The 20,582-nt window shown below is 72.9% G+C and carries 18 protein-coding genes and 1 pseudogene; 12 read left to right on the top strand and 7 right to left on the bottom strand.

Going from position 1 to position 20,582, the window contains the following annotated elements:
• The coding region (locus FLX08_RS08735; protein ID WP_142617697.1) for an RICIN domain-containing protein at positions 1–447 on the top strand (447 nt) is incomplete at its 5' end.
• Positions 448–603: 156 nt separating this feature from the next.
• On the opposite strand, the gene FLX08_RS08730 is transcribed toward FLX08_RS08735, so the two are convergent.
• Together FLX08_RS08730 and FLX08_RS08725 are read right to left on the bottom strand one after the other, a co-directional pair.
• On the bottom strand, positions 604–1,836 hold the full coding sequence (locus FLX08_RS08730; protein ID WP_142617696.1) for a PP2C family protein-serine/threonine phosphatase: 1,233 nt from the start codon (positions 1,834–1,836) through the stop codon (positions 604–606).
• Positions 1,837–1,940: 104 nt separating this feature from the next.
• Positions 1,941–2,639, bottom strand: coding sequence for a methyltransferase domain-containing protein (locus tag FLX08_RS08725; protein ID WP_142617695.1), 699 nt, complete (start codon positions 2,637–2,639; stop codon positions 1,941–1,943).
• Positions 2,640–2,755: 116 nt separating this feature from the next.
• Between FLX08_RS08725 and FLX08_RS08720 the strand changes: the two genes are divergently transcribed.
• Positions 2,756–3,022: a hypothetical protein gene (locus tag FLX08_RS08720; RefSeq protein ID WP_142617694.1), complete on the top strand. Its 267-nt coding sequence runs from the start codon at positions 2,756–2,758 to the stop codon at positions 3,020–3,022.
• Positions 3,023–3,061: 39 nt separating this feature from the next.
• Here FLX08_RS08720 and FLX08_RS08715 read toward each other — a convergent pair whose 3' ends face one another.
• Positions 3,062–3,802 carry a MerR family transcriptional regulator gene (locus FLX08_RS08715; RefSeq protein WP_142617693.1) on the bottom strand — a complete coding sequence of 247 codons (741 nt, stop codon included), beginning with the start codon at positions 3,800–3,802 and terminating at the stop codon, positions 3,062–3,064.
• On the opposite strand from FLX08_RS08715, the gene FLX08_RS08710 reads away from it, so the two are divergent.
• Entirely contained in the window at positions 3,783–5,192 is a 1,410-nt protein-coding gene (locus tag FLX08_RS08710; protein WP_208761330.1) for an amidohydrolase family protein, read from the top strand. The genes FLX08_RS08715 and FLX08_RS08710 overlap by 20 nt on opposite strands.
• A gap of 12 nt (positions 5,193–5,204) precedes the next feature.
• Here the strand turns inward: FLX08_RS08710 and glpK (FLX08_RS08705) are convergent, their stop codons facing one another.
• Both glpK (FLX08_RS08705) and FLX08_RS08700 read right to left on the bottom strand, forming a co-directional pair.
• The gene (glpK, locus tag FLX08_RS08705; RefSeq protein ID WP_142617691.1) at positions 5,205–6,716 is read right to left on the bottom strand and encodes a glycerol kinase GlpK; all 1,512 of its coding nucleotides are present in this window, start codon (positions 6,714–6,716) and stop codon (positions 5,205–5,207) included.
• Between the two features lie 47 nt (positions 6,717–6,763).
• Complete coding sequence (locus tag FLX08_RS08700) at positions 6,764–7,543, bottom strand: IclR family transcriptional regulator (protein WP_142617690.1); 780 nt, start codon at positions 7,541–7,543, stop codon at positions 6,764–6,766.
• A 288-nt stretch (positions 7,544–7,831) separates the two neighbouring features.
• Here FLX08_RS08700 and FLX08_RS08695 point away from each other — a divergent pair, with 288 nt between their 5' ends.
• From FLX08_RS08695 to FLX08_RS08685, 3 genes are read left to right on the top strand one after another with little or no spacing between them, the layout of a single operon-like run.
• The gene (locus FLX08_RS08695; RefSeq protein WP_142617689.1) at positions 7,832–8,668 is read left to right on the top strand and encodes an MIP/aquaporin family protein; all 837 of its coding nucleotides are present in this window, start codon (positions 7,832–7,834) and stop codon (positions 8,666–8,668) included.
• Positions 8,669–8,727: 59 nt separating this feature from the next.
• Positions 8,728–10,245 carry a glycerol kinase GlpK gene (gene glpK, locus FLX08_RS08690; RefSeq protein WP_142617688.1) on the top strand — a complete coding sequence of 506 codons (1,518 nt, stop codon included), beginning with the start codon at positions 8,728–8,730 and terminating at the stop codon, positions 10,243–10,245.
• 33 nt (positions 10,246–10,278) lie between these two features.
• Positions 10,279–11,994 (top strand): glycerol-3-phosphate dehydrogenase/oxidase, encoded by a 1,716-nt coding sequence (locus FLX08_RS08685; protein WP_142617687.1) that lies wholly within the window; start codon positions 10,279–10,281, stop codon positions 11,992–11,994.
• Here the strand turns inward: FLX08_RS08685 and FLX08_RS08680 are convergent.
• Positions 11,991–15,218 (bottom strand): heavy metal translocating P-type ATPase, encoded by a 3,228-nt coding sequence (locus FLX08_RS08680; protein WP_142617686.1) that lies wholly within the window; start codon positions 15,216–15,218, stop codon positions 11,991–11,993. The two genes, FLX08_RS08685 and FLX08_RS08680, sit on opposite strands and share 4 nt — an antisense overlap.
• Before the next feature lie 165 nt (positions 15,219–15,383).
• Here FLX08_RS08680 and FLX08_RS08675 point away from each other — a divergent pair, with 165 nt between their 5' ends.
• The 4 genes and pseudogenes from FLX08_RS08675 (at position 15,384) to FLX08_RS08660 (ending at position 19,314) form a co-directional block, all read left to right on the top strand.
• Positions 15,384–15,584, top strand: a complete 201-nt coding sequence (locus FLX08_RS08675; protein WP_142617685.1) for a heavy-metal-associated domain-containing protein — start codon at positions 15,384–15,386, stop codon at positions 15,582–15,584.
• Positions 15,581–15,658 (top strand): annotated as a pseudogene (locus FLX08_RS41980) (hypothetical protein); the annotation flags it as partial. The gene FLX08_RS08675 and the pseudogene FLX08_RS41980, both read left to right, overlap by 4 nt.
• 130 nt (positions 15,659–15,788) lie before the next feature.
• On the top strand, positions 15,789–16,124 hold the full coding sequence (locus tag FLX08_RS08665) for an NAD(P)-binding domain-containing protein (protein WP_167530324.1): 336 nt from the start codon (positions 15,789–15,791) through the stop codon (positions 16,122–16,124).
• 232 nt (positions 16,125–16,356) lie between these two features.
• A complete protein-coding gene (locus FLX08_RS08660; RefSeq protein ID WP_167530323.1) occupies positions 16,357–19,314 on the top strand; it encodes an ATP-binding protein in 2,958 nt (985 codons plus the stop codon).
• Here the strand turns inward: FLX08_RS08660 and FLX08_RS40475 are convergent, their stop codons facing one another.
• Positions 19,315–19,566, bottom strand: coding sequence for a heavy-metal-associated domain-containing protein (locus tag FLX08_RS40475; RefSeq protein ID WP_167530322.1), 252 nt, complete (start codon positions 19,564–19,566; stop codon positions 19,315–19,317). It abuts the gene before it with no gap.
• A gap of 138 nt (positions 19,567–19,704) precedes the next feature.
• On the opposite strand from FLX08_RS40475, the gene FLX08_RS40470 reads away from it, so the two are divergent.
• Together FLX08_RS40470 and FLX08_RS08650 are read left to right on the top strand one after the other, a co-directional pair.
• Complete coding sequence (locus tag FLX08_RS40470) at positions 19,705–19,848, top strand: hypothetical protein (RefSeq protein WP_167530321.1); 144 nt, start codon at positions 19,705–19,707, stop codon at positions 19,846–19,848.
• A 22-nt stretch (positions 19,849–19,870) separates the two neighbouring features.
• The gene (locus FLX08_RS08650; protein ID WP_142617682.1) at positions 19,871–20,581 is read left to right on the top strand and encodes an ABC transporter ATP-binding protein; all 711 of its coding nucleotides are present in this window, start codon (positions 19,871–19,873) and stop codon (positions 20,579–20,581) included.
• Position 20,582: the final 1 nt, after the last annotated feature.

The following is a 20,582-nucleotide window of genomic DNA, read 5'->3' as shown; positions in this document are numbered from 1 at the left end:
ACCACACCGAGCACCACACCGTCCCCCCCGCCCAGCCCGACCGTGTCTCCGACCCCCGGTGGCGGTAGCGGGGCGGTCAAGGGGGTGGCCTCCGGCCGCTGCCTGGACGTGCCGAACGCGAGCACCTCCGACGGCACCCAGGTGCAGCTGTGGGACTGCAACGGCCAGACCAACCAGACCTGGTCCTCCACCTCCGCCGGCGAGATCCGCGTGTACGGCAACAAGTGCCTGGATGCGGCCGGCACCGGCAACGGCGCCAAGGTCCAGATCTACAGCTGCTGGGGCGGCGACAACCAGAAGTGGCGCCTCAACTCCGACGGCTCCATCCAGGGCGTCCAGTCCGGGCTGTGCCTGGACGCGGTCGGACAGGGCACCGGCAACGGCACCAAGATCCAGCTGTATTCCTGCCACGGCGGCGCCAACCAGAAGTGGACCTGGAACGGATAACCCCACTCGACATCCGCCGCCGGGGACCGCGCGAGCACGTCCCCGGCGGCGGACGACGGCCCTGTCCTGCGGCGTCCTTTGGCCCGGAGCGGGAGACCCGGCATCGGCTGGCCCGGAGCGGGAGACCCGGCATCGGCCACCGCCTCACCGTACGGGTCAGGGGCGGAGTTTCTCGTGCGCGTTGCCGTGCCACTCGACGAGCAGCACGCTGGCGTCGTCGTGCAGCCGGTTGTCGTGATAGTCCAGCACGGTCCGGATCAGGCGGCGCAGCGTCTCGGGCACCGGCAGCCCGGCGGCGTTCTGCTTGATCATGAACTCGACGAACCGGCCGAGGCCGAACTCGCCGCTGTCGGGGCTGCGCATCTCCGTGATGCCGTCGGTGTAGAGGAGCAGCCGGTCGCCGGGCTCCAACTGTTCCTGGCAGGGCACGACGGGCAGGCCGAGGTCGAGCCCCATCGGGTGGGCGGGCGGACAGTTCAGGGTGGACGTCCAGCGGCCGTTGCGGATCAGCACCGGCGCGTGGTGACCGCGGTTGACCCAGGTGAACAGGCCGGTGCCGAGGTCGAGCTCGGCGATGATCGCCGTGACGAAGCGGTCGCCCCGGCCGAACTCGTCGATCAGCACCCGCTCGATCGCCTCGCTGTTGCGCGCCAGGCTCATGCCCCGCCGCCGGTGGTTGCGGCAGGCGGCCACGGCGAGGTTCGCGGTCAGCCCGGCCGCCACGTCGTGGCCCATCGCGTCGAAGACGGCCATGTGCGCCATCGAGCCGGAGGTGGAGTAGTCGAAGGCGTCGCCTCCGATCTCGTACGCCGGCTCCAGCACGCCGCCGATGGTCACCGCCGGCGTGGCGAACGTGAGCGGCGGCATGAGGTTCCACTGCATCTCGGCCGCCACGTTCATCGGCCGGCTGCGCACCAGCCGTGCGTGACAGTCGCTGAACGAGCGCTTGCTGACGACGATCATCGCGATGAGGGACGCGATGTGCCGCATGCGCTCCTCGGTGTCGTCGCCCTCCGGCACGGGGGTCATGCGGAGCACGCCGATGCGCTCGGTGCCGTCCAGCACGGGGACCCACCACCGTCCCGGGGCGTCGCCCTCCGAGCCGCCCCGCAGCATGCGCACCTCCTGCAGGGCGTGCCCGGCGAGCGTGGTGTCGATCTTCAGCTCCTCCGGCTGGGCGTCGTCCCCGCCGGGGCCGCACAACCGGCGCAGCACACTCTGCTGCAGGTCGGCCAGATAAACGGCGATCTCCTCGAAGCCCGCCTCGCGTTTGTACCGGTCGACCAGCGACGGGATGTCCTCGAACGCCACCAGATGGCTGTCGTCGAGCATGCCCGTCAACGCGCGCAGCAGCCCACGATCATGAGAAGGGGGGATGCCCTGCTCCATCTGCCCACCCCCGTGGTCCTCCGCCGCCTGTCCACCGATGTGCCACTACCCCTGGTGGGAGCTCGAACACCACGACGATCCGGGCGGCGAAACCCCTCAGCCGCTCAGTCGAAGAACCGGGCCAGCCGCCGCTCGCAGGCGGGCTCCCGGCCGTCCCCCGCCGGGACGAGGTCCGCGAAGACCGTGGACTCGTCGCGCGTGACCAGCAGCGGATACCAGCACCGGCCCGCGTCGTCGGGCCGGCACAGATATTTGAACGTCTGCACGTCGAGCAGCCGTACGTGCGTCGGGTCGGCCACCGCGTTGACATGCCGCCACCAGGGCGCGAGGACGTGCAGCACGCCGCCCGGCCGCAGCACGCGGTGGCACTCGCGCAGCAGGGGCAGGAAGTCGGCGAGGTGCTCAAGCACGTGCACCGCGAAGACCTGGTCCACCGACTCGTCCGCCAGCGGCACCCCGTACGCCAGGTCGGCCAGCACGTCGACCACCGGGCCGGGGCGCACGTCGATGCCGATGTTGTCGCGGTGCTGCTTGGTGCCGCCGCAGCCGAGATCGACGACGCGGGGCGTGGCACCGGCCACCCGCACCCGGTCCCACACCGCCAGCACCCCGGCCAGGCGGCCGAGACGCTCGCGCAGCAGGGCGAGGTCGGCCGCGGCCGGCACGTCGCCCTCGACGTGCGCCACCCCGCCGTCGAAGCGGACCCGCACGTCCAGCCCGCGCAGCCGGGAGTCGTGCGCGAGGAGGTCCGCCGCCGCCTCGTCGAGGTCCCGGTCGGCCAGCTCACGCCGACGCCTGTCCAATCCCGCACACTCCTCGCTCCGATCACCTGTCGTCTACCCCCCGGAGGCCGGGGCGTACGCATGACACGCCTTTGCGAGGATGAATGAAGACCACACGACGGGGCAGGTGAGCGGTCATGCGCGATCCGCAGACCGGGGGGACCGGCGGACAGCGGCGAGGACACGTGGGAGGAGACGCGGACGTGGTGGCGGAAAGATCAGGAGCGCGGGACGGGCGGGGCGCCTCGCCCGAGCCGCTGACGCCGGAGCCGGACGACGGGGGGCTGGAGGAGATGATCGGCGATGTGTCCGACATCGAGACGCCGGCCGAGGAGACGCCCCCGCCGACCGGATCGGAGTCGGCGATGCCCGAGCCCGAGCCCGACATCGGCCCGACCTCCTGAGCCGCGCCGGCTCCGCCCGCCCGTGGCGGCCGGCCGGTGTCAGGGGGCGGCCGGGCCGGCGGCGCCGACCGCCGAGCTCCCGGCGTAGCCGAGCCGGCGGGTGGCGTAGGCGCGGATGGCGCTCGCCAGCCAGGGGGGAAGGAGCGGGTCGACCTCCTCGATCATGGCCCGCTGACCGGGGTTGCCGATCACGACGTCCGCGAGCGCGTGGTAGGCGGCCGCGTCGGCGGGCCACAGCAGCCGGATGGCCCGGTAGTGATCGGTCATGAGGTCCAGGACCGCGACGCTGTCGGGGGCCAGGCCGGACGAACGCGCCTCGGACAGCCGCCGGAGCAGCAGCCGGCCCTGCGCCGCCGCCTGCTCGTGCTCCCGGCGGGTCCAACGGCCGGTCACCGCGTCCGCCTCGGCGAAGTGCTGGCCGGCACGGGTCCCGTACCGGGCCTCCAGGTCCCGCCGGAGCTCGCCGTGCCGGGCCGCGAGGCCGGTGAAGAACTCTTCCTCGCTGAGATGCGTCCCGCCGGTGAGGTCGGCGATGGTGCGGTCGACGGTCCGGATGATCTCGTCGAGGCGGTCGCGGTGGGCGAGGAGCTCGTCGCGGTGCCGTCGCAACGCGGCGACGTCGTCCCCGTCGCCGTCGAGGAGCCGGTTGATCTGGGCGAGCGGCACGCCGAGCTCCCGGAGGAACAGGATCCGCTGCAGGCGCAGCAGCTCCCGGCGCCCGTACCAGCGGTATCCGTTGCAGCTGGCGGCCCTGTTCGGCGTGACGACCGTCGTCGACATGTTCAGCAAGCCCGAGACCATCGATCCCGAGCGTGCCGCGGTCGCCGTCTCGGAACGCGGCCGGGGACCCGTCCGCGCCGACATGCGCACGTCGAGCGTGGGCGCGACCGCTCCGGGCGGGCACCCGACGATCGCGTACGCGCCCTTCCCCTACGTGACCGGACCGCTGGACGCGGCGTCCTTCGTCGCCGGCAGGGTCGCCGAGGGGGCGACGCACATCAAGGTGATCTACGACGACGGTTCGGGTGCGATGCTCGGCATCCCGGCGCTCGACGTCCGGACGATCGAGGCGCTCGTGGCCGCCGCCCACGAGCGCGGACTGCCGGTGGTGGCGCACGCCTCGTCGGCGGCAGGGGCCGTGACCGTGGCACGGTGCGGCGTCGACGTCCTGGCGCACGCGCCCTTCGACCGCATGACGGACCGCCAGATCGGCGACGTGGCCCGGTGCGGCGTCGCCGTCATCGCGACGCTGAGCGTCATCGACGGCTTTCCGGACGAGGACGGCGTCATGCCGCTGCTCGCTCAGCCGCACCTGGCGGGGCGGCTGAGCGCTCGGTGGCGGCGGGTCATCGAGCGCCAGGCCAGGCGGTGGATGCCGCCCCAGCCGCCGGACGGCGCCGCCCAGCGATACAACGCCGTGGCGTTCCTGGAGTCGGGCCTGCGCGTGCTCGCCGGCACCGACGTGCCCAATCCCGGCCTGGTGTTCGGAGCCAGCCTGCACCGGGAACTGCAGCATCTGGTCGCCGCCGGGTTCACCCCGGACGAGGCGCTCGCCGCCGCGACGGCGGCGCCCGCCGGGGTCTTCGGCATGGCCGATCGCGGTGAGATCGCCGAAGGGCGCCGGGCCGACCTCGTCCTCGTCGGCGGCGACCCGACGGCCGACATCACGGCGACGCAGCGGATCCGGGACGTATGGGTGCTCGGCCGGCGCGTCGATCCGCGCGCCTACGCCGGCGGTGAGGCCGAGCGCGAAGGCGTGCGCCGGCAGCGGGATTCGGCGGAGAAGATCGTCAAGGCGATCGGGGAGAGCCGGCCCGCCTTCCCCGCGCCGCACGAGGTGCGGCGCGACGACGGGGAACCGCTGGGCCGGGTGGTGCCGACGGCCGGAGGCTGGCAGGCGGTGACGATCTTCGGCGTGCCGCTCGGCGGCCCGGGAGACGAGGGCGACGCCGTCCGCACCCTGCACGCCCGGGGGCTCGCCTGCCTGTCGGAGCCCTGGTGGGCCCGCGTCGGCGACGACCCCGTCTGGCGGGAGGCCAGGATCGTCGAGGCCGCCCCAGACCGTGTCCGGCTGCGCTGGAGCGACCCGTTGGCCGATCAGCCGCCGTCCGGTGAGTGGTTCGGCCTCGACGACCTGGACCTGTCGCCGGACCGGCCACCCGCCGGCTGACCCCGCCCGGCGTCAGCCGGGGGTGGGCTTGATCCAGTCGAAGGCGCGCTCGACCGCCCGCCGCCAGTTGCCGTACTCCTCCTCGCGCCGTCCCGGGTCCATCGCCGGCGTCCACTGGGCGGCGCGGTGCCAGTTGCGCCGCAGGCCCTCCAGGTCGGGCCAGTAGCCGACGGCGAGCCCGGCGGCGTACGCCGCGCCGAGGGAGACGGTCTCCGCGACCATGGGCCGGACCACCGGCACGTCCAGCACGTCGGCGATGAACTGCATGAGCAGGTTGTCGGCCGTCATGCCGCCGTCGACCTTGAGCATGGTGAGCGCGATGCCCGCGTCGGCGTTCATGGCGTCCACCACCTCGCGGGTCTGCCAGCCCGTGGCCTCCAGCACGGCGCGGGCGAGATGGCCCTTGGTGATGTACGAGGTGAGCCCGACGATGACCCCGCGGGCCTCGCTGCGCCAGTGGGGCGCGAACAGCCCGGAGAACGCCGGGACGATGTAGCAGCCGCCGTTGTCGTCGACCGTGCGGGCCAGGGTCTCGATCTCCGGGGCGGTGCTGATGATCCCGAGCCGGTCCCTGAACCACTGCACGAGCGCGCCGGTGATCGCGATGGAGCCCTCCAGGGCGTACACCGCGGGCTGGTCGCCGATCTGGTAGCCGACCGTGGTGAGCAGGCCGTGGGTGGAGGCGACCGGCTCGGTGCCGGTGTTGAGCAGCAGGAAGGCGCCGGTGCCGTAGGTGCACTTGGCCTCGCCGCGGTGGAAGCAGGTCTGCCCGAACAACGCGGCCTGCTGGTCGCCGAGCGCGGCGGAGATCCGCACGCCGGGCAGCACCCGGCGCGCCGTGCCGTACGTCTCGCTGGACGGGCGGATCTCCGGCAGCATCGCGCGGGGGATGCCGAAGAAGCCGAGCAGCACGGGGTCCCAGTCGAGGTCGCGCAGGTTCATCAGCAGCGTGCGGCTGGCGTTGGTCACGTCGGTGACGTGGACGCCGCCGTCCGGGCCGCCGGTGAGGTTCCAGATGAGCCAGCTCTCCATCGTGCCGAACAGGACGTCGCCCCGCTCGGCGCGCTCGCGCAGCCCGGGGATGTCGTCCAGCAGCCAGCGGACGGTGGGGGCGGAGAAGTACGTGGCCAGGGGCAGGCCGCAGCGCTCGCGCACCACGTGCGCGTCGGGGCGGCGGGACAGCTCGTCGACCATCGTGTCGGTGCGGGTGTCCTGCCAGACGACGGCGGGGGCGACCGGGACGCCGGTGCGCCGGTCCCACAGCACCGTCGTCTCCCGCTGGTTGGCGATGCCGACGGCGGCGACCTCGCCGGGCCCGACGCCCGCCTGGGCGAGTGCCTCGGGGCCGATCCGCTCCAGGTTGCGCCAGATCTCGACGGCGTCGTGCTCCACCCAGCCGGGACGGGGGAAGTGCTGCTTGTGCTCCCGCTGCGTCACCGAGACCAGCCGGCCGCGCTGATCGAACAGGATGCACCGGGTCGAAGTGGTGCCTTGGTCGATGGACATCACATAACGCTGGGTCACGGCGGCCTACCTTCTGGCGGCTGAAGCGGTGTGGGGGGTGGGGAGGGTCACCAGCGGGAGGCACCGAGGTCGCGGGAGACCGCCCGCGCCGCGTCGCGCACATAACCCACCAGGTCGGGGCGGGGACGCCCGCCGGAGTCGCAGATCCGCTCGGTGGCGCCCGAGATGCCCATCGCGCCCACCACGAGACCCCCGTACCCCCGGATCGGGGCGGCCACCCCCGCCTCGCCCATGCCGGCCTCGTCGACGTCCGACGCCCAGCCGTGCTCGCGCACGGTCGCGAGCATGCGCGACATCTCCCGGTGCGTCCGCACGGTGCGGCGGGTGAACTGCTCCAGCTCCCCGTCGTGTGAGGCGTCGTGCAGTGCGGCGGCCGCGTTGGCGTCGTAGGCGAGCAGCACCTTGCCGATCGCCGTGGCGTGCATTGGCATGAGCATGCCGACGTCGAGCGTCTGCAGGCTGTCGTCGGGCCGGAAGACATGGTGGACGACCAGGACCTTGCCCTGGAGGTGGGTGCCGATCCGGACCGCCTCGCCGCTGCGCGCGGCCAGGGCGTCGGCCCAGTTGATCGCCCGGGAGCGGAGCTCGTTCACGTCGAGGTAGCTGGTGCCCAGGTGCAGCAGCGCCGCGCCGAGCTGGTATTTGCCCGTCGCCTCGTCCTGCTCGACGAAGCCGACGAGCTGGAGCGTGCGCAGGATGCCGTGCGCCGTGCCACGGGCCAGTCCGAGGGAGTTCGCGATTTCGGTGAGGCCGAGCCGCCCCGATCCCTGGGCGAGCAGCCGCAGGATCGCGGCGGCGCGCTCGATGGACTGGACCGGACCTGGCACGTTCCGGATATTAGCGATGTCGGCGGGTGTTCGACAATGTCGACACCTGGCCGGACCTGGGGTGTCGAGCTGGTGAAAGATCTTCGGTCAGGGGATGGGTTCGCGCGAAATGTAGTTGTTCGCGTCATACCCGCGCAGCGTAGTACGCGGTTCTGAATGTGACCAGTGTTCGACAATGCCGACGATCATTCGTTGACGCTCCCTTGGGGGCCGTTTAACGTCCGGACGACCGGCAGTGCTCACAACGGGCACTTCGGGATGTGACGGGCGCGGTCAAGGAGGAGACACATGGCGGAAGGGCGAAGCGACCGGCGGCTACTCACTCCGTTCGCGGGTGAGCTCGCGGCAGAGTTCGCGGGCACGGCGATCCTCATCCTGTTCGGCGTCGGAGTGGTCGCCCAGGTGGTGGCGGGCGGAATCGGCGACCACGACAGCATCGCGTGGGCGTGGGGGCTGGGGGTGACCCTCGGCGTCTACACGGCCGCCCGCATCAGCGGCGCCCACCTCAACCCGGCCGTCACGGTCGCCCTCGCCGTGTTCAAGGGCTTCTCCTGGCGCAAGGTCCTGCCGTACGCGCTGGCGCAGACCCTCGGCGCCTTCGTGGCGGCGCTGCTCGTCCGGTGGAACTACGCGGAGGTCCTGGCCAAGGTCGACCCCGGGCACACGATCAAGACGCAGGGCGTCTTCTCCACCCTCCCCGGCAACGGCACGCTGCCGGTCACCCAGTGGGGCGGGCTGCGCGACCAGATCATCGGCACGGCGATCCTGCTGTTCCTGATCCTCGCGATCTCCGACGAGCGCAACTCCGCGCCGCTCGCCAACCTCGCGCCGGTCATCGTCGGCCTGCTCGTGGTCGCGATCGGCATGGCGTGGGGGACCGACGCCGGCTACGCCATCAACCCCGCCCGCGACTTCGGCCCGCGCCTCGCCTCGTTCTTCACGGGGTACGGCTCGGCGTTCCGCGACCAGTACGGTGGGCTCTACTTCTGGGTGCCGATCATCGGCCCGCTGGTCGGCGGCGTCATCGGCGCCGGGCTCTACCAGCTCCTGGTCGCCCGCTTCCTGCCGCGTACGGACGTGCCCGAGCCCGGCCGCACGCCGGAGCCCGCGGCCCAGGCCGGCTGATCCCCCCCGGGGCCGAGACCAGCAACGTCCACCTCATCAGAACGAGAGGCGCAACGAGAATGGCAGACTACGTCGGCGCGGTCGACCAGGGGACGACCAGCACCCGGTTCATGATCTTCGATCACGGCGGCAACGAGGTCGCCCGCCACCAGCTCGAACACCAGCAGATCCTGCCGCAGGCGGGCTGGGTCGAGCACAACCCGACCGAGATCTGGGAGCGCACCCGGGCGGTGATCGAGACCGCGATGCGCACCGCGGGACTGCACGCCTCCGACCTCGCGGCGCTCGGCATCACCAACCAGCGCGAGACCGCCGTCGTATGGGACCGGCGCACCGGCCGTCCCTACTACAACGCCATCGTCTGGCAGGACACCCGCACCGACCGCATCGCCTCGGCGCTGGAACGGGAGGGCAAGGGCGAGGTGATCCGGCGCAAGGCCGGCCTGCCGCCCGCCACCTACTTCTCCGGCGGCAAGATCCAGTGGATCCTGGAGAACGTCCCCGGCGTGCGCGAGGCCGCCGAGCGCGGTGACGCGATCTTCGGCAACACCGACACCTGGCTGCTGTGGAACCTCACGGGCGGCGTGGACGGCGGCGTCCACGTCACCGACCCCACCAACGCCAGCCGCACGATGCTGATGAACCTGGAGACGCTCGACTGGGACGACGAGCTGCTGTCGTTCTTCGGCGTGCCCCGCCAGATGCTCCCCGAGATCCGGCCGTCCTCCAACCCCGACCTGTACGGCGTGACCCGCGCCGGCGGCCCGCTCGGCGGCGAGGTCCCTCTCGCGGGCGACCTCGGCGACCAGCAGGCCGCGACCGTCGGCCAGGTCTGCTTCGAGCCCGGCACGGCCAAGAACACCTACGGCACCGGCAACTTCCTGCTGCTCAACACCGGCACCGAGCTCGTGCGCTCCCAGCACGGCCTGCTCACCACGGTCGGCTACCAGTTCGGCTCGGCCAAGCCCGTGTACGCCCTGGAGGGATCGATCGCGGTCACCGGCTCCGCCGTGCAGTGGCTGCGCGACCAGCTCGGCGTCATCTCGGGGGCGGCGCAGAGCGAGGCGCTCGCCCGGCAGGTCGACGACAACGGCGGCGTCTACTTCGTGCCCGCGTTCTCCGGCCTGTTCGCGCCCTACTGGCGCTCCGACGCCCGCGGCGCCATCGTCGGCCTGTCCCGCTACAACACCAACGCGCACCTGGCCCGCGCCACGCTCGAATCGATCTGCTACCAGACCAAGGACGTCGTCGGCGCGATGGAGCAGGACTCCGGCGTCGTCCTCGACGTGCTGCGGGTGGACGGCGGCGTGACGGCCAACGAGCTGTGCATGCAGATGCAGGCCGACATCCTCGGCGTCCCGGTGTCGCGCCCGGTGGTCGCCGAGACAACCGCGCTCGGCGCCGCGTACGCCGCCGGGCTCGCCGTCGGCTTCTGGAAGTCCACCGACGACCTCAAGCGCAACTGGCACGAGGACCGCCGCTGGGAGCCCACCTGGAGCGACGAGCAGCGCGAGCGCGGCTACGCCGGATGGCGCAAGGCCGTCCAGCGGACGCTCGACTGGGTCGACGTCGACTGAGCCGACTGTAAGAAACGAGGAGTCGATACCGATATGTCTGTACCCATGGGTCCCCGCGCTCGGGAGGCGGCGCTGCGGAGGCTGGCCGAGGACGAGTTCGACGTCCTGGTCGTCGGCGGCGGGGTGGTCGGCGCCGGGGTCGCGCTCGACGCGGTCTCACGCGGCCTGTCCGTCGCGCTGGTGGAGGCCCGTGACCTCGCGGCCGGGACGTCGAGCCGGTCGAGCAAGCTGATCCACGGCGGGCTGCGCTACCTGGAGCAGCTCGACTTCCGGCTGGTGCGCGAGGCGCTCAGGGAGCGGGGCCTGCTGGTGACCCGGCTGGCCCCGCACCTGGTGCGTCCGGTGCCGTTCCTGTTCCCGCTGCGCCACCGGGTGTGGGAGCGCGGCTACGTCGGCGCGGGTGTGCTGCTCTACGACACGCTCGGCGGCGCCCGCGTGCTGCCGCGGCATCGCCAGCTCAGCCACAGCAGGGCCCTGCGTGAGGCTCCCGGCCTGCGCAGCGACGCGCTCGTCGGGGCGATCCAGTATTACGACGCCCAGGTCGACGACGCCCGCTTCACGATGACGCTGGCCCGCACCGCCATGCAGTACGGCGCCTGCGTCACCACCCGCACCAAGGTCACCGGGTTCCTTCGTGACGGCGGCAGGGTGACCGGGGCGGTCGTGCGCGACCTGGAGGGCGGCGCCGAGCTGCGGGTCAGGGCCCGCCAGGTGATCAACGCCACCGGCGTGTGGACCGACGAGATCCAGCGGCTCGCGGGGGCGTCTCCCGGCTCGCGGGGGTCGGTGACGGTCCAGGCGTCGAAGGGCGTGCATCTCGTCGTGCCGCGGGAGAAGATCCGGCTCGACACCGGGCTGATCCTGCGCACCGAGAAGAGCGTGCTGTTCGTCATCCCCTGGGGCCCGCACTGGATCGTCGGCACCACCGACACCCCCTGGGACCTCGACAAGGTCGAGCCGGCCCCCACCCGGGCCGACATCGACTACATCCTCGAGCACGTCAACGCCGTGCTGAGGACGCCGCTCACACACGACGACATCGAGGGCGTCTACGCGGGCCTGCGCCCGCTGCTGGGCGGGTCGGGGTCGTCGTCGCCGACCGTCAAGCTGTCCAGGGAGCACGCGGTCATCCGGCCCGAGCCCGGCCTGGTCATCGTCGCGGGCGGCAAATACACCACCTATCGCGTCATGGCCAAGGACGCCGTCGACGTCGCGGTGGCCGGCCTCGGCCAGAAGGTGCCCGCGTCGGTCACCGACCGCGTCCCCGTCCTCGGGGCCGCCGGGTTCGAGGCGCTGCGCAACAACCGGCGCCGCCTGGCCGAGCGCGCGGGGCTGCCCGTCGCGCGCGTCGAGCACCTGCTCGGCCGGTACGGCTCCTGCATCGAGGAGGTGCTCGCGCTGGTCGAGGCCGATCCCGGCCTGGGCGAGCCGATCCCCGGCGCGGAGGGCTACCTCAAGGCCGAGGCCGTCTATGCGGCCACGCACGAGGGGGCGCTGCACCTGGAGGACGTCCTGGTCCGGCGCACCCGGGTCTTCATCGAGGAGCGGGACCACGGGCTCGCGGCGGCCCCCGTGGTCGCCGCGCTGATCGCCCCCGTCCTCGGCTGGGACGACGACCGGGTGCGCGCGGAGATCGACGCCTACCGCTCCGGCGTGGAGGCCGACCTCGCCGCGCAACGCGAGATCGACGACGCCGCGGCCAACGCCGTACGCCTCGCCGCCGCCACCCCGGCCGACCAGGTGGCCTAACGGGCCTCCACGGTGAATGTCGTGGTGAGGACCCGGCCCTCGGAGTCGCGGAACTGTCCCCACATGCGGTAGAGGCCGGGGCGGGGGAACCGGGCATGCAGGCCGAGCTCGGGCCCGAAGGTCTGACCCGGCAGAGCGAAGACGGCACGGCCCTGGTCGTCCTCGGCCTCCGCGTGTTCGTGGGCGAACCCCTTGCCGTCGAGCGGCATGATCACCACGTGTCCGGCGGCGGCCAGATAGGGGCGCAGGCCGGCGACGGGCCTGCCGGTCGCGGCGTCGGCGAAGCGGAAGGTGAGGTCGCTCCTGCCGCCGGCCTCGGCCTCGCCGGTGAGGGTGACCCGCAGGCCGCCGACGACCTGCTCGCGGGGCGACGGCGACGCCGTGTCCGAGGAGGTGAAGGCGCCCGGACGGCCGACTGTGATCTCCTGCCGGTCGAGGACGTCGGTCATCTCCCCGCGCAGCCGGAACTCGCTGTGGATCGTGTATCGGCCCACGGTGGGGAACGTGAACGGGACGGCGAACTCCCCGGGCCTGCCCGTGGGCTCCGGATGGATGTGCGCGAACGTGCCCAGGTCGTCTCGGGTGACGACGACGTGCATCCACGCCTCGTGACTGCGTACGACGTCCTGGGCCGGTCGGCCGGTCCCCGTGTCGGCGACGCGGATACGGAGGGTTGCCGTCCTGCCCGGGGCGACGCCGGCGGGCGCCTCGACGGAGACCTTCAGGCGGGCGTCCTCGGCGGGGACGGGCTCCGATTCGGTGGTCATCATCACGCTCATGGCCGGGCGCATCGGCATGCCGGTGTCCTGAGCCCAGGCGAGCACGCCGTTCATCCCGCGCTGCGCCGCCTCCGTACGGCTGAGCGCGGTGAACCCGGCGCCCACGGCCACGGCGAGGCAGGCGATGCCCGTGAGGTAGCCCCAGCCGGTGAGCCGGGACGCCCGGGAACCGGGCCGGAACGGGCGCAGGCGCAGCGCGTTGGTGACGACGCTGACCGAGCTCATCGCCATGGCGGCCGCGGCGAGGGAGGGGTCGAGGAGCACGCCGTTGAGGGGGTACAGCACACCGGCGGCGACCGGGATCAGCAGCACGTTGTACGCGAACGCCCAGAGGAGGCCCTGCTTGATCGTCCGCACGGTCCGCCGGGACAGGTCGATGGCCGAGACGATGCCGCGCAGGTCGCCGCCGACGAGGGTGATGTCGGAGGCCGCGATGGCGACGTCGGTCCCGGTGCCGATGGCGATGCCGAGGTCGGCCGTGGCCAGCGCCGGGGCGTCGTTGATCCCGTCGCCGACCATGGCGACGACCGCGCCCCTCTCACGCAGTGCGGTCACGCGGGCCGCCTTGTCCTCGGGCCGTACGTCGGCGATGACGTGGTCGATGCCGACCTGCCGGGCGACGACGTCGGCGGTGACCCGGTTGTCGCCGGTCAGCATCCACACCTCCAGGCCGAGCGCGCGCAGCCGGCCGACGGCCTCACGCGACTCCGGCCGGATGGTGTCGGCCACGGCGATCATTCCGGCGAGCCGGCCGTCGAGGGCGACGTACACGGGGGTTGCTCCCTCGGCCGCGGACTCGGCGGTGATCCGCTCCAGCTCGCCGAAGTCCACGTGAAGGCGGCGCATGAGCGCGCCGTTTCCGATGAGCACGGACCTGCCGCCGACGCGAGCCTCCACCCCGTGACCGGGCACGGCGTCGAAACCCTCCATCGCGGGCAGGCGGAGTCCCCGGTCCCGGGCGAGGGCCACGATCGCCTCGCCGAGAGGGTGCTCCGAACCCTTCTCGGCCGCGGCGGCGTACGCGAGAAGCTCGTCGGCGTCCCCGCCCGCGACGGTGACGACGCGGGTCACCTCGGGCCGGCCCCGGGTGATCGTGCCGGTCTTGTCCAGGACGACCGTGGTGAGACGACGGGCCTGTTCGAGCGCGTCGCCGCCGGAGATCAGGATGCCCAGCTCGGCGGCCTTCCCGGTGCCCACCATGATCGCTGTGGGGGTGGCCAGGCCGAGCGCGCACGGGCACGCGATGATGAGGACGGCGACGGCGGTGCCGATGCCGAACGTGAGCCGTCCCTGGCCGGGTCCGAAGACCGCCCAGACGACGAAGGTGAGCGCGGCCACGCCGATGACGGCGGGCACGAACCATCCGGACACCGTATCGGCCAGGCGCTGCAGGGGCGCCTTCGATCCCTGCGCCCGCTCGACCAGCCGGACGATCTGCGCCAGCGTCGTGTCCTGCCCGACGGCGGTGGCCCGCATCACCACCGAGCCGGTCCGGTTGATCGTGGAGCCGATCAGCGGGTCGCCCTCGCCCCTGCGCACCGGCATGCTCTCCCCGGTGATCATGCTCTCGTCCACGGTGGAGACGCCGGCGGTCACGACGCCGTCCACGGGGATCTTCTCGCCGGGACGCACCCGGACGAGGTCGCCGACGGCGACGTCCTCGACCGGGACCTCGACCTCGACTTCCCCCTCGCTGTCTCCGCGCAGCACACGCGCCGTCTTCGGCCGCAGCCCGAGCAGTTCCCCGATGGCGGAGGTGGTCCGCTTCCTGGCCCTTGCCTCCATCCACCGGCCCATGAGGACGAGCGCGATGACCACGACGGAGATCTCGAAGTACACGTGCGGCGGAAGCCCCAGCCGCTCCGCCGCGGCCGGCCACAGCGTGACGAACGCGCTGTAGCCGTACGCCACGGTCGTGCCGAGCGCGACGAGCGTGTGCATGTTGACCGCGCCGTGCCGGGCCGCCGCCCAGGCGGCGCGGTAGAAGGGACGGCCCGCCCAGAACTGCGCCACCGTCGCGACGATCAGCAGCAGCGGCATCAGCCAGTCCATCGCGTCGATGGGCAGCGGCAGGTACATCAGCACCATCATCGACAGCCCGGCGGCGAGGGTGACCTGCCAGGCGCGCTTCAGCCGGACGACCTCCCGATCCGGTTCAGGGCCAGGCTCAGGCGCGGTCTCGGGCCGAGGCTCGGGCGCGGTCTCGGGCGCGGTCTCGGGCGCGGAGATCTCCGCGGTGTACCCGGCACGTACGACCGACCCGGTGAGCAACCCGATGGTCACGCGGGCGGGATCGTAGGTGACGGTGGCGACCTCGGTGGCGAGGTTCACCTCGGCCGTCTCCACACCGTCGACCCGGGTCAGGGCCTTCTCCACCCTGCGGACGCAGGACGCACAGGTCATCCCGCCGATGTCCAGCGTACGCACGGTCGTCGTGACCGTCATCGCTTCACCTCCTGGTTGAGGACGTCGCGGCGACGGTCGCGCGCGGCGCTTTCCCGCCGCTGACCATCCCCTGTCCTGCTCGGGACAGGGGACGGACAGCGCCGCCCGGCATGGTCGTGCCATCCGGGCCGTACGGAGCGGTCCGCGACGCGAAAGGAACGAACGATGAACCAGCTCGTGCTGTCCGTGCCCGCCATCAGCTGCGGCCACTGCGTCAAGGCGATCGCGGAGTCCGTCGGCGAGGTGTCCGGTGTCGGTTCCGTGGCCGTCGACTTCACCGCCAAGACGGTGCTGGTCACCGGCACGGCGGACCCCGCCGCGGTGCGCGAGGCTATCGCCGAAGCCGGTTACGAGGTGGCCGGATGAGCGCGGCGGCGTACGACACGCTGATCATCGGGGGCGGGCAGGCCGGGCTGGCGCTGGGATATCACCTGCGCCGCGCGGGTCTGCGGTTCGCCATCCTCGACGCGCACCAGCGGGTGGGAGACGCGTGGCGTCACCGGTGGGACTCGCTCACGCTGTTCACGCCGCGCCGGTACCTCGGCCGAGACGTACACGGCGGCGCGGGTCGTGGTCGCGGCGGGGGCGTTCCACACGCCGCGCACGCCCGCCTTCGCGTCGAGCCTCGATCGAGGCGTCACACAGATGCACGGCAACCGGTATCGCCGCCCGGACCAGCTCCCCATGGGCGAGATCCTGGTCGTCGGCGCGGGCAACACCGGCGTGCAGATCGCCGAGGAGCTGGCCGGCACCGGGCGGCGTGTCCGGCTGTCGGTCTCGTCGATGGGCCGGGCGCTGCCGCAGCGCGTTCTGGGCCGCGACGTGTTCTGGTGGTTCTCCCATCTGCGTTTCATGGACATCCGCTGCGACAGCAGGATCGGGCGCGGGTCAGAGACCGAGAGCTGATCATTGGGACGGACGTCAAGCGGCTGCTGCGGCGGGTGGAGCGGGTGGACCGCGCCGTGGACGCCGAGGGGCGGGACGTCGTCCTCGCGGATCGTCCGTGCTCGGGTGGGTGGACCGCGACGCGCGTGCCCTGGCCGAGCGGCTGACGGCCGCCGCCAACACTCCCGGCAAGTCGCTCATCGCCCCTTAATATTGGGCAACCCCGGTGGAGTCGGGGATGACGAGGAGTGACATGCCGAACACCGTGACGTTCGCGGTTCTCGGGCCCACCGAGGTGCGGGCATCCGACGGCTCCGTGGCGGCGTTGCCTCCGTCCGTACGGGCGCTGCTGGCTCGGCTGGTCCTGTCCTGCGGTCGCGTGGTGCCGGTGGACGCCATGACGGACGCGTTGTGGGGCGACGAGGGCGACGACCTGCCGGCCGACGCGGCCAACGCCCTGCAGATCCGGGTGTCCAAGCTGCGCCGCGCCCTCGCCGCCGCCGGGTTCGGCACGGACGTCCTGGTCACGCAGGCCCCGGGATACCGGCTCGCCGTGCCCGCCGAGGCCGTCGACGCGTACGTGTTCGAGCGGCTGCTCGTCCGCGCACGGGAGGAGACGGCCGCCGGGAACGTCACCGCGGCGTTGAGCCGCCTGGACGAGGCGCTGCGGCTGTGGCGGGGCCCCGCGCTGGCCGACGTCGGCCGGACGACGTGGGCGATCACGGAAAGCGCCCGGCTGGAGGAGCTGCGGCTGGGCGCGGTCGAGGACCGGATCGAGCTCCTGCTGGAGTCCGGCGGGCACAACGAGGCGATCGCCGACATCGAACGGCTCGTGGCGCTGCACCCGCTGCGGGAGCGGCTGCACCGCCTGCTGATGCTCGCGCTGTATCGCGGCGGACGGCAGGCGGAGGCGCTGGCCGCCTACCAGGCGCTGCGCCGCGGCCTCGCCGACGAGCTCGGCATCGACCCGTCGCCGGAGCTGCAGGCGCTCGCCGAGGCCATCCTCCGCCAGCAGGTCCCGGCCGCCGCCCAGCCGTCCGCCCAGGTGTCCGTCCAGGTGTCGTCCGGCCGGTCGTCCCCCGGGTCCGCCGGGCAACGGGCGCCGGAAGGCGCCGAGCGGCTGCCGCGGCGGCTGACGTCGGTCATCGGCCGCCAGGACGACGTCGCGACGGTGCTGGAACGGCTCGCCGAGGCGCGGGTGGTGACGCTGACCGGCCCGGGCGGGATGGGGAAGACGACGCTGGCGTTCGAGGTCGCGCGCAGGGTGAGCGAGACGCCGGACGAGACGCTGCCCGACCGGGTGCTGCTGGTCCGCCTGGCCGCCCTGGAGCCGGAAGCCGATGTCGCCGACGCGTTCGCCGCCGAGCTCGGCGTACTGGCGCAGGGCAGTGCGCCGGCCGACGCGGTCGAGGAGCACCTGCGGGACGGCCGTACGCTGCTCGTGGTCGACAACTGCGAGCACGTGGTGGACGACGTGGCCGTTCTCGTGGAGCGGCTGGCCGCGGCCTGCCCGCGCCTGCGCGTGCTGGCCACCAGCAGGGAGGCGCTGGCGATACCCGGCGAGGTGCAGGTCGCGGTCGGCCCGCTGGGCGACGATTCCGCCGTCCGGCTCTTCGAGGAGCGGGCCCGTGCCGTACGGCCCTCGTTCACGCTCGACGCCGGGACGGCAGCCGTGGTGGCGTCCATCTGCCGCAGGCTCGACGGCATGCCGCTCGCCATCGAACTGGCCGCGGCCAGGGTTAAGGCGCTGTCCCCGGCCGACATCGAGGCCCGGCTGGCGGACAGGTTCTCGCTGCTGACGGCGGGACCCCGTACCGGCGAGGCGCGCCACCGCACGCTGCGCGCCACGCTCGACTGGAGCCACGACCTCCTGACGGATGCCGAGCGGCGCCTGCTGCGCCGCCTCGCGGTGTTCCGCGGCGGCTGGACCCCGGCCGCCGCGGAGGAGGTGTGCGCCTTCTCCGGAGCACGCGGCGGCGTCGGCAGGGGAGAGGTGCTCGACCTGCTGTTCCGGCTGGTCGACCGGTCGCTCGTGGTTCCCGAACCGGCCACAGGGCGGTTCCGGCTGCTCGTCACCGTACGCGACTACGCGTGGGCCCGGCTGGAGGAGGCCGGGGAGGTCGCCGAGTGCCGCGACCGCCACCTGGCCCACTTCGTGCGTTTCGCCGAGGAGAACGGGCCGTACTTCCGGAACCTCGCCGTCTTCACCCGGCTCTACGACGAGCACGACAACTTCCGCGCCGCCGTGGACCACGCCCTCGACAGCGGTGACGTCGAGAACGGCTTCCGGCTGGCCAACGCGCTCGTGATGTTCTGGAACTACGGCGTGCGCTACGAGGGCACGCGGGCGTTGACCGCGCTGCTGGAGACCGGCGGCGGGTCCGCCGTCGCACGGGGCCGGGCGTTGCAGGGCATCGGGCTCCTGCACGTCTACTATCCGGCCCCGCGCTCGGTCGCCGCCGCCGAGGAGAGCCTCGCGATCTTCGAGGAGATCGGCGACGCGCGCAACGCCGCGATCTCCCGGCTCGTCGTGGCCTGGGCCGGCCAGTACGGCGGGGACGCCGCGCATTACCGCGCCATGATCGAGCGGAGCAGGCGCGAACTCGGCGACTCCGACGACGGCTGGTGGCTGGGCATGACGGAGTATCTGGAGGCGCTGCTGGCCCTGCGCCTCGGCGACTTCGAGGACGCGGCCGTCCGGTGGCGGCGCGCCCTCGACCTGGCCAGGGCCGTCGGCGACCGCATCATCGGCAGCGCGATCCTCGCGCATCTCGGCATCGCCCTGCGGGAGTCGGGACGGCACGAGGAGGCCCTGGCCGTCCTGCGGGAGTCCGTGGACGAGGTGCGCGGCCGGAACTCCTTCCATGGGCTGACCTTCGCGCTCGTGCACACGGCCCACACCCGGCTGGACATGGACGAGGGCGACGACGTCGCGGCGCTGCTCGCGGAGGCGGACGAGGTCGCTCGCCGGGTACGCAACCCTCGCTGCCAGGCGTGGGCGGCATGGGGGCGGGCACGCATGGCCCGCGTGCGCGGGGACGCCGGTGCCGCCGTCCGCGAGTGCCGGGACGCGCTGGCGCTGCTGAAGGAGGGCGAGTTCCCCTGGGCCAGGGCCCGCCTGTGGTCGTTCCTGGCCGAGTGCGCGGAGGAGGCGGGCCTGCCCGGCGAGGCCGCGCAGGCCCGCGAGACGGCCGCCGCGCTCACGAGCTGATCACATACTGATATCCCGGTGTTCGCACCGGTCGCCCGAGAACCCCGCCGACGCCAGCGCCGCCCGCAGCTCCGCCGGGTCCACGACCCCGCGTACGCGCAGCAGGCCCCGCCCGGCGTCCACCTCGAACGAGGAGACGCCGGGAACGTCTCGTACGTGTCTGCTCAGGAGACGGACGCATCTGCGGCACAGCAGGGCCGGCACGCACACGGTCGTCTCCGCCGCAGCCCCCTGACGGCTCTGGTCTGCCATGCCGTTCAGCGTGCCGTCCCGGCCTGGCGAACGGCTGTCCGTCCGCTGTCCAGTGCTGTCCGGGGCTGTCCGGTGCCGCGGGAGACGGGTAAAGCCGGCGGCCAGCCCGTGGACAGCCCTGACCGCGACGCTCCTGACATGAACCTCATCCTCCCCGTCCTTCCCGAGCTGATCCGGCTGAGGCATCACGAGCTGCTGCGGCAGGCCGAGCAGCACCGGCGGACTCGAGCCGTCCCCGCCACCCGGCGCCGGGTGCGGCGCGGCCCGCTCGACCTCCACTGATCGCGACACCCAGGAGCCCGTCATGACCATCACATCCGTGCGTACCGACGTCGCCGCGCTGGCCCGCGACGTCGTGAAGATCTACGGCCGCGGCGAGACCGCCGTCCGGGCCCTCGACGGCGCGACCCTGTCGATCCCCGCCGGGCGGTTCACCGCCGTCATGGGCCCGTCCGGGTCCGGCAAGTCCACGCTCATGCACGCCATGGCCGGTCTGGACACCGTGGACGAGGGACAGGTGCTCATCGGGGACACCGACCTCGGCCGGCTCAGCGAGCGGCAGCGCACGCTGCTGCGCCGCGACCACGTGGGCTTCGTGTTCCAGAGCTTCAACCTGGTTCCCACGCTGACCGCCGCCGAGAACATCGTGCTGCCGCTGACGCTTGCCGGTCGGCGGGCCGACCAGGCGTGGATCGACGAGATCGTCGCGATGCTCGGGCTGGGCGACCGGCTGCGGCACCGCCCCGCCGAGATGTCCGGCGGGCAGCAGCAGCGGGTCGCCGTGGCCCGCGCGCTGGCCGCCCGCCCGCGGATCGTCTTCGCCGACGAGCCGACGGGCAACCTCGACTCCCGGGCGGGGGAGGCGCTGCTCGGCTTCCTCCGCCACGCCGCCCACGAGCTGGGCCAGACCATCGTCATGGTCACCCACGACGCGAACGCCGCCGCGTACGCCGACCAGGTGGCCCATTTCGCCGACGGCCGGGTGGCCGGCGTCACCCGCAACGAGGAGAAGTGAC

The sequence above is a fragment of the Microbispora hainanensis genome (assembly GCF_006874475.1).
Taxonomy (GTDB): Bacteria; Actinomycetota; Actinomycetes; order Streptosporangiales; family Streptosporangiaceae; genus Microbispora; species Microbispora hainanensis.
The sequence above is the reverse complement of the archived record's forward strand: the minus strand, read 5'-3'. Positions and strand labels throughout refer to the sequence as shown.

Bases quoted from the DNA above. Each gene is read 5' to 3' on its own strand.
- glpK (WP_142617688.1), top strand. From the start codon at position 8,728: ATGGCAGACTACGTCGGCGCGGTCGACCAGGGGACGACCAGCACCCGG.
- FLX08_RS08650 (WP_142617682.1), top strand. From the start codon at position 19,871: ATGACCATCACATCCGTGCGTACCGACGTCGCCGCGCTGGCCCGCGAC.
- FLX08_RS08675 (WP_142617685.1), top strand. From the start codon at position 15,384: ATGAACCAGCTCGTGCTGTCCGTGCCCGCCATCAGCTGCGGCCACTGC.
- FLX08_RS08695 (WP_142617689.1), top strand. From the start codon at position 7,832: ATGGCGGAAGGGCGAAGCGACCGGCGGCTACTCACTCCGTTCGCGGGT.
- FLX08_RS40470 (WP_167530321.1), top strand. From the start codon at position 19,705: ATGAACCTCATCCTCCCCGTCCTTCCCGAGCTGATCCGGCTGAGGCAT.
- FLX08_RS08660 (WP_167530323.1), top strand. From the start codon at position 16,357: ATGCCGAACACCGTGACGTTCGCGGTTCTCGGGCCCACCGAGGTGCGG.
- FLX08_RS08720 (WP_142617694.1), top strand. From the start codon at position 2,756: ATGCGCGATCCGCAGACCGGGGGGACCGGCGGACAGCGGCGAGGACAC.
- FLX08_RS08685 (WP_142617687.1), top strand. From the start codon at position 10,279: ATGTCTGTACCCATGGGTCCCCGCGCTCGGGAGGCGGCGCTGCGGAGG.
- FLX08_RS40475 (WP_167530322.1), bottom strand. From the start codon at position 19,566: ATGGCAGACCAGAGCCGTCAGGGGGCTGCGGCGGAGACGACCGTGTGC.
- FLX08_RS08680 (WP_142617686.1), bottom strand. From the start codon at position 15,218: ATGACGGTCACGACGACCGTGCGTACGCTGGACATCGGCGGGATGACC.
- FLX08_RS08730 (WP_142617696.1), bottom strand. From the start codon at position 1,836: ATGGAGCAGGGCATCCCCCCTTCTCATGATCGTGGGCTGCTGCGCGCG.
- FLX08_RS08715 (WP_142617693.1), bottom strand. From the start codon at position 3,802: ATGTCGACGACGGTCGTCACGCCGAACAGGGCCGCCAGCTGCAACGGA.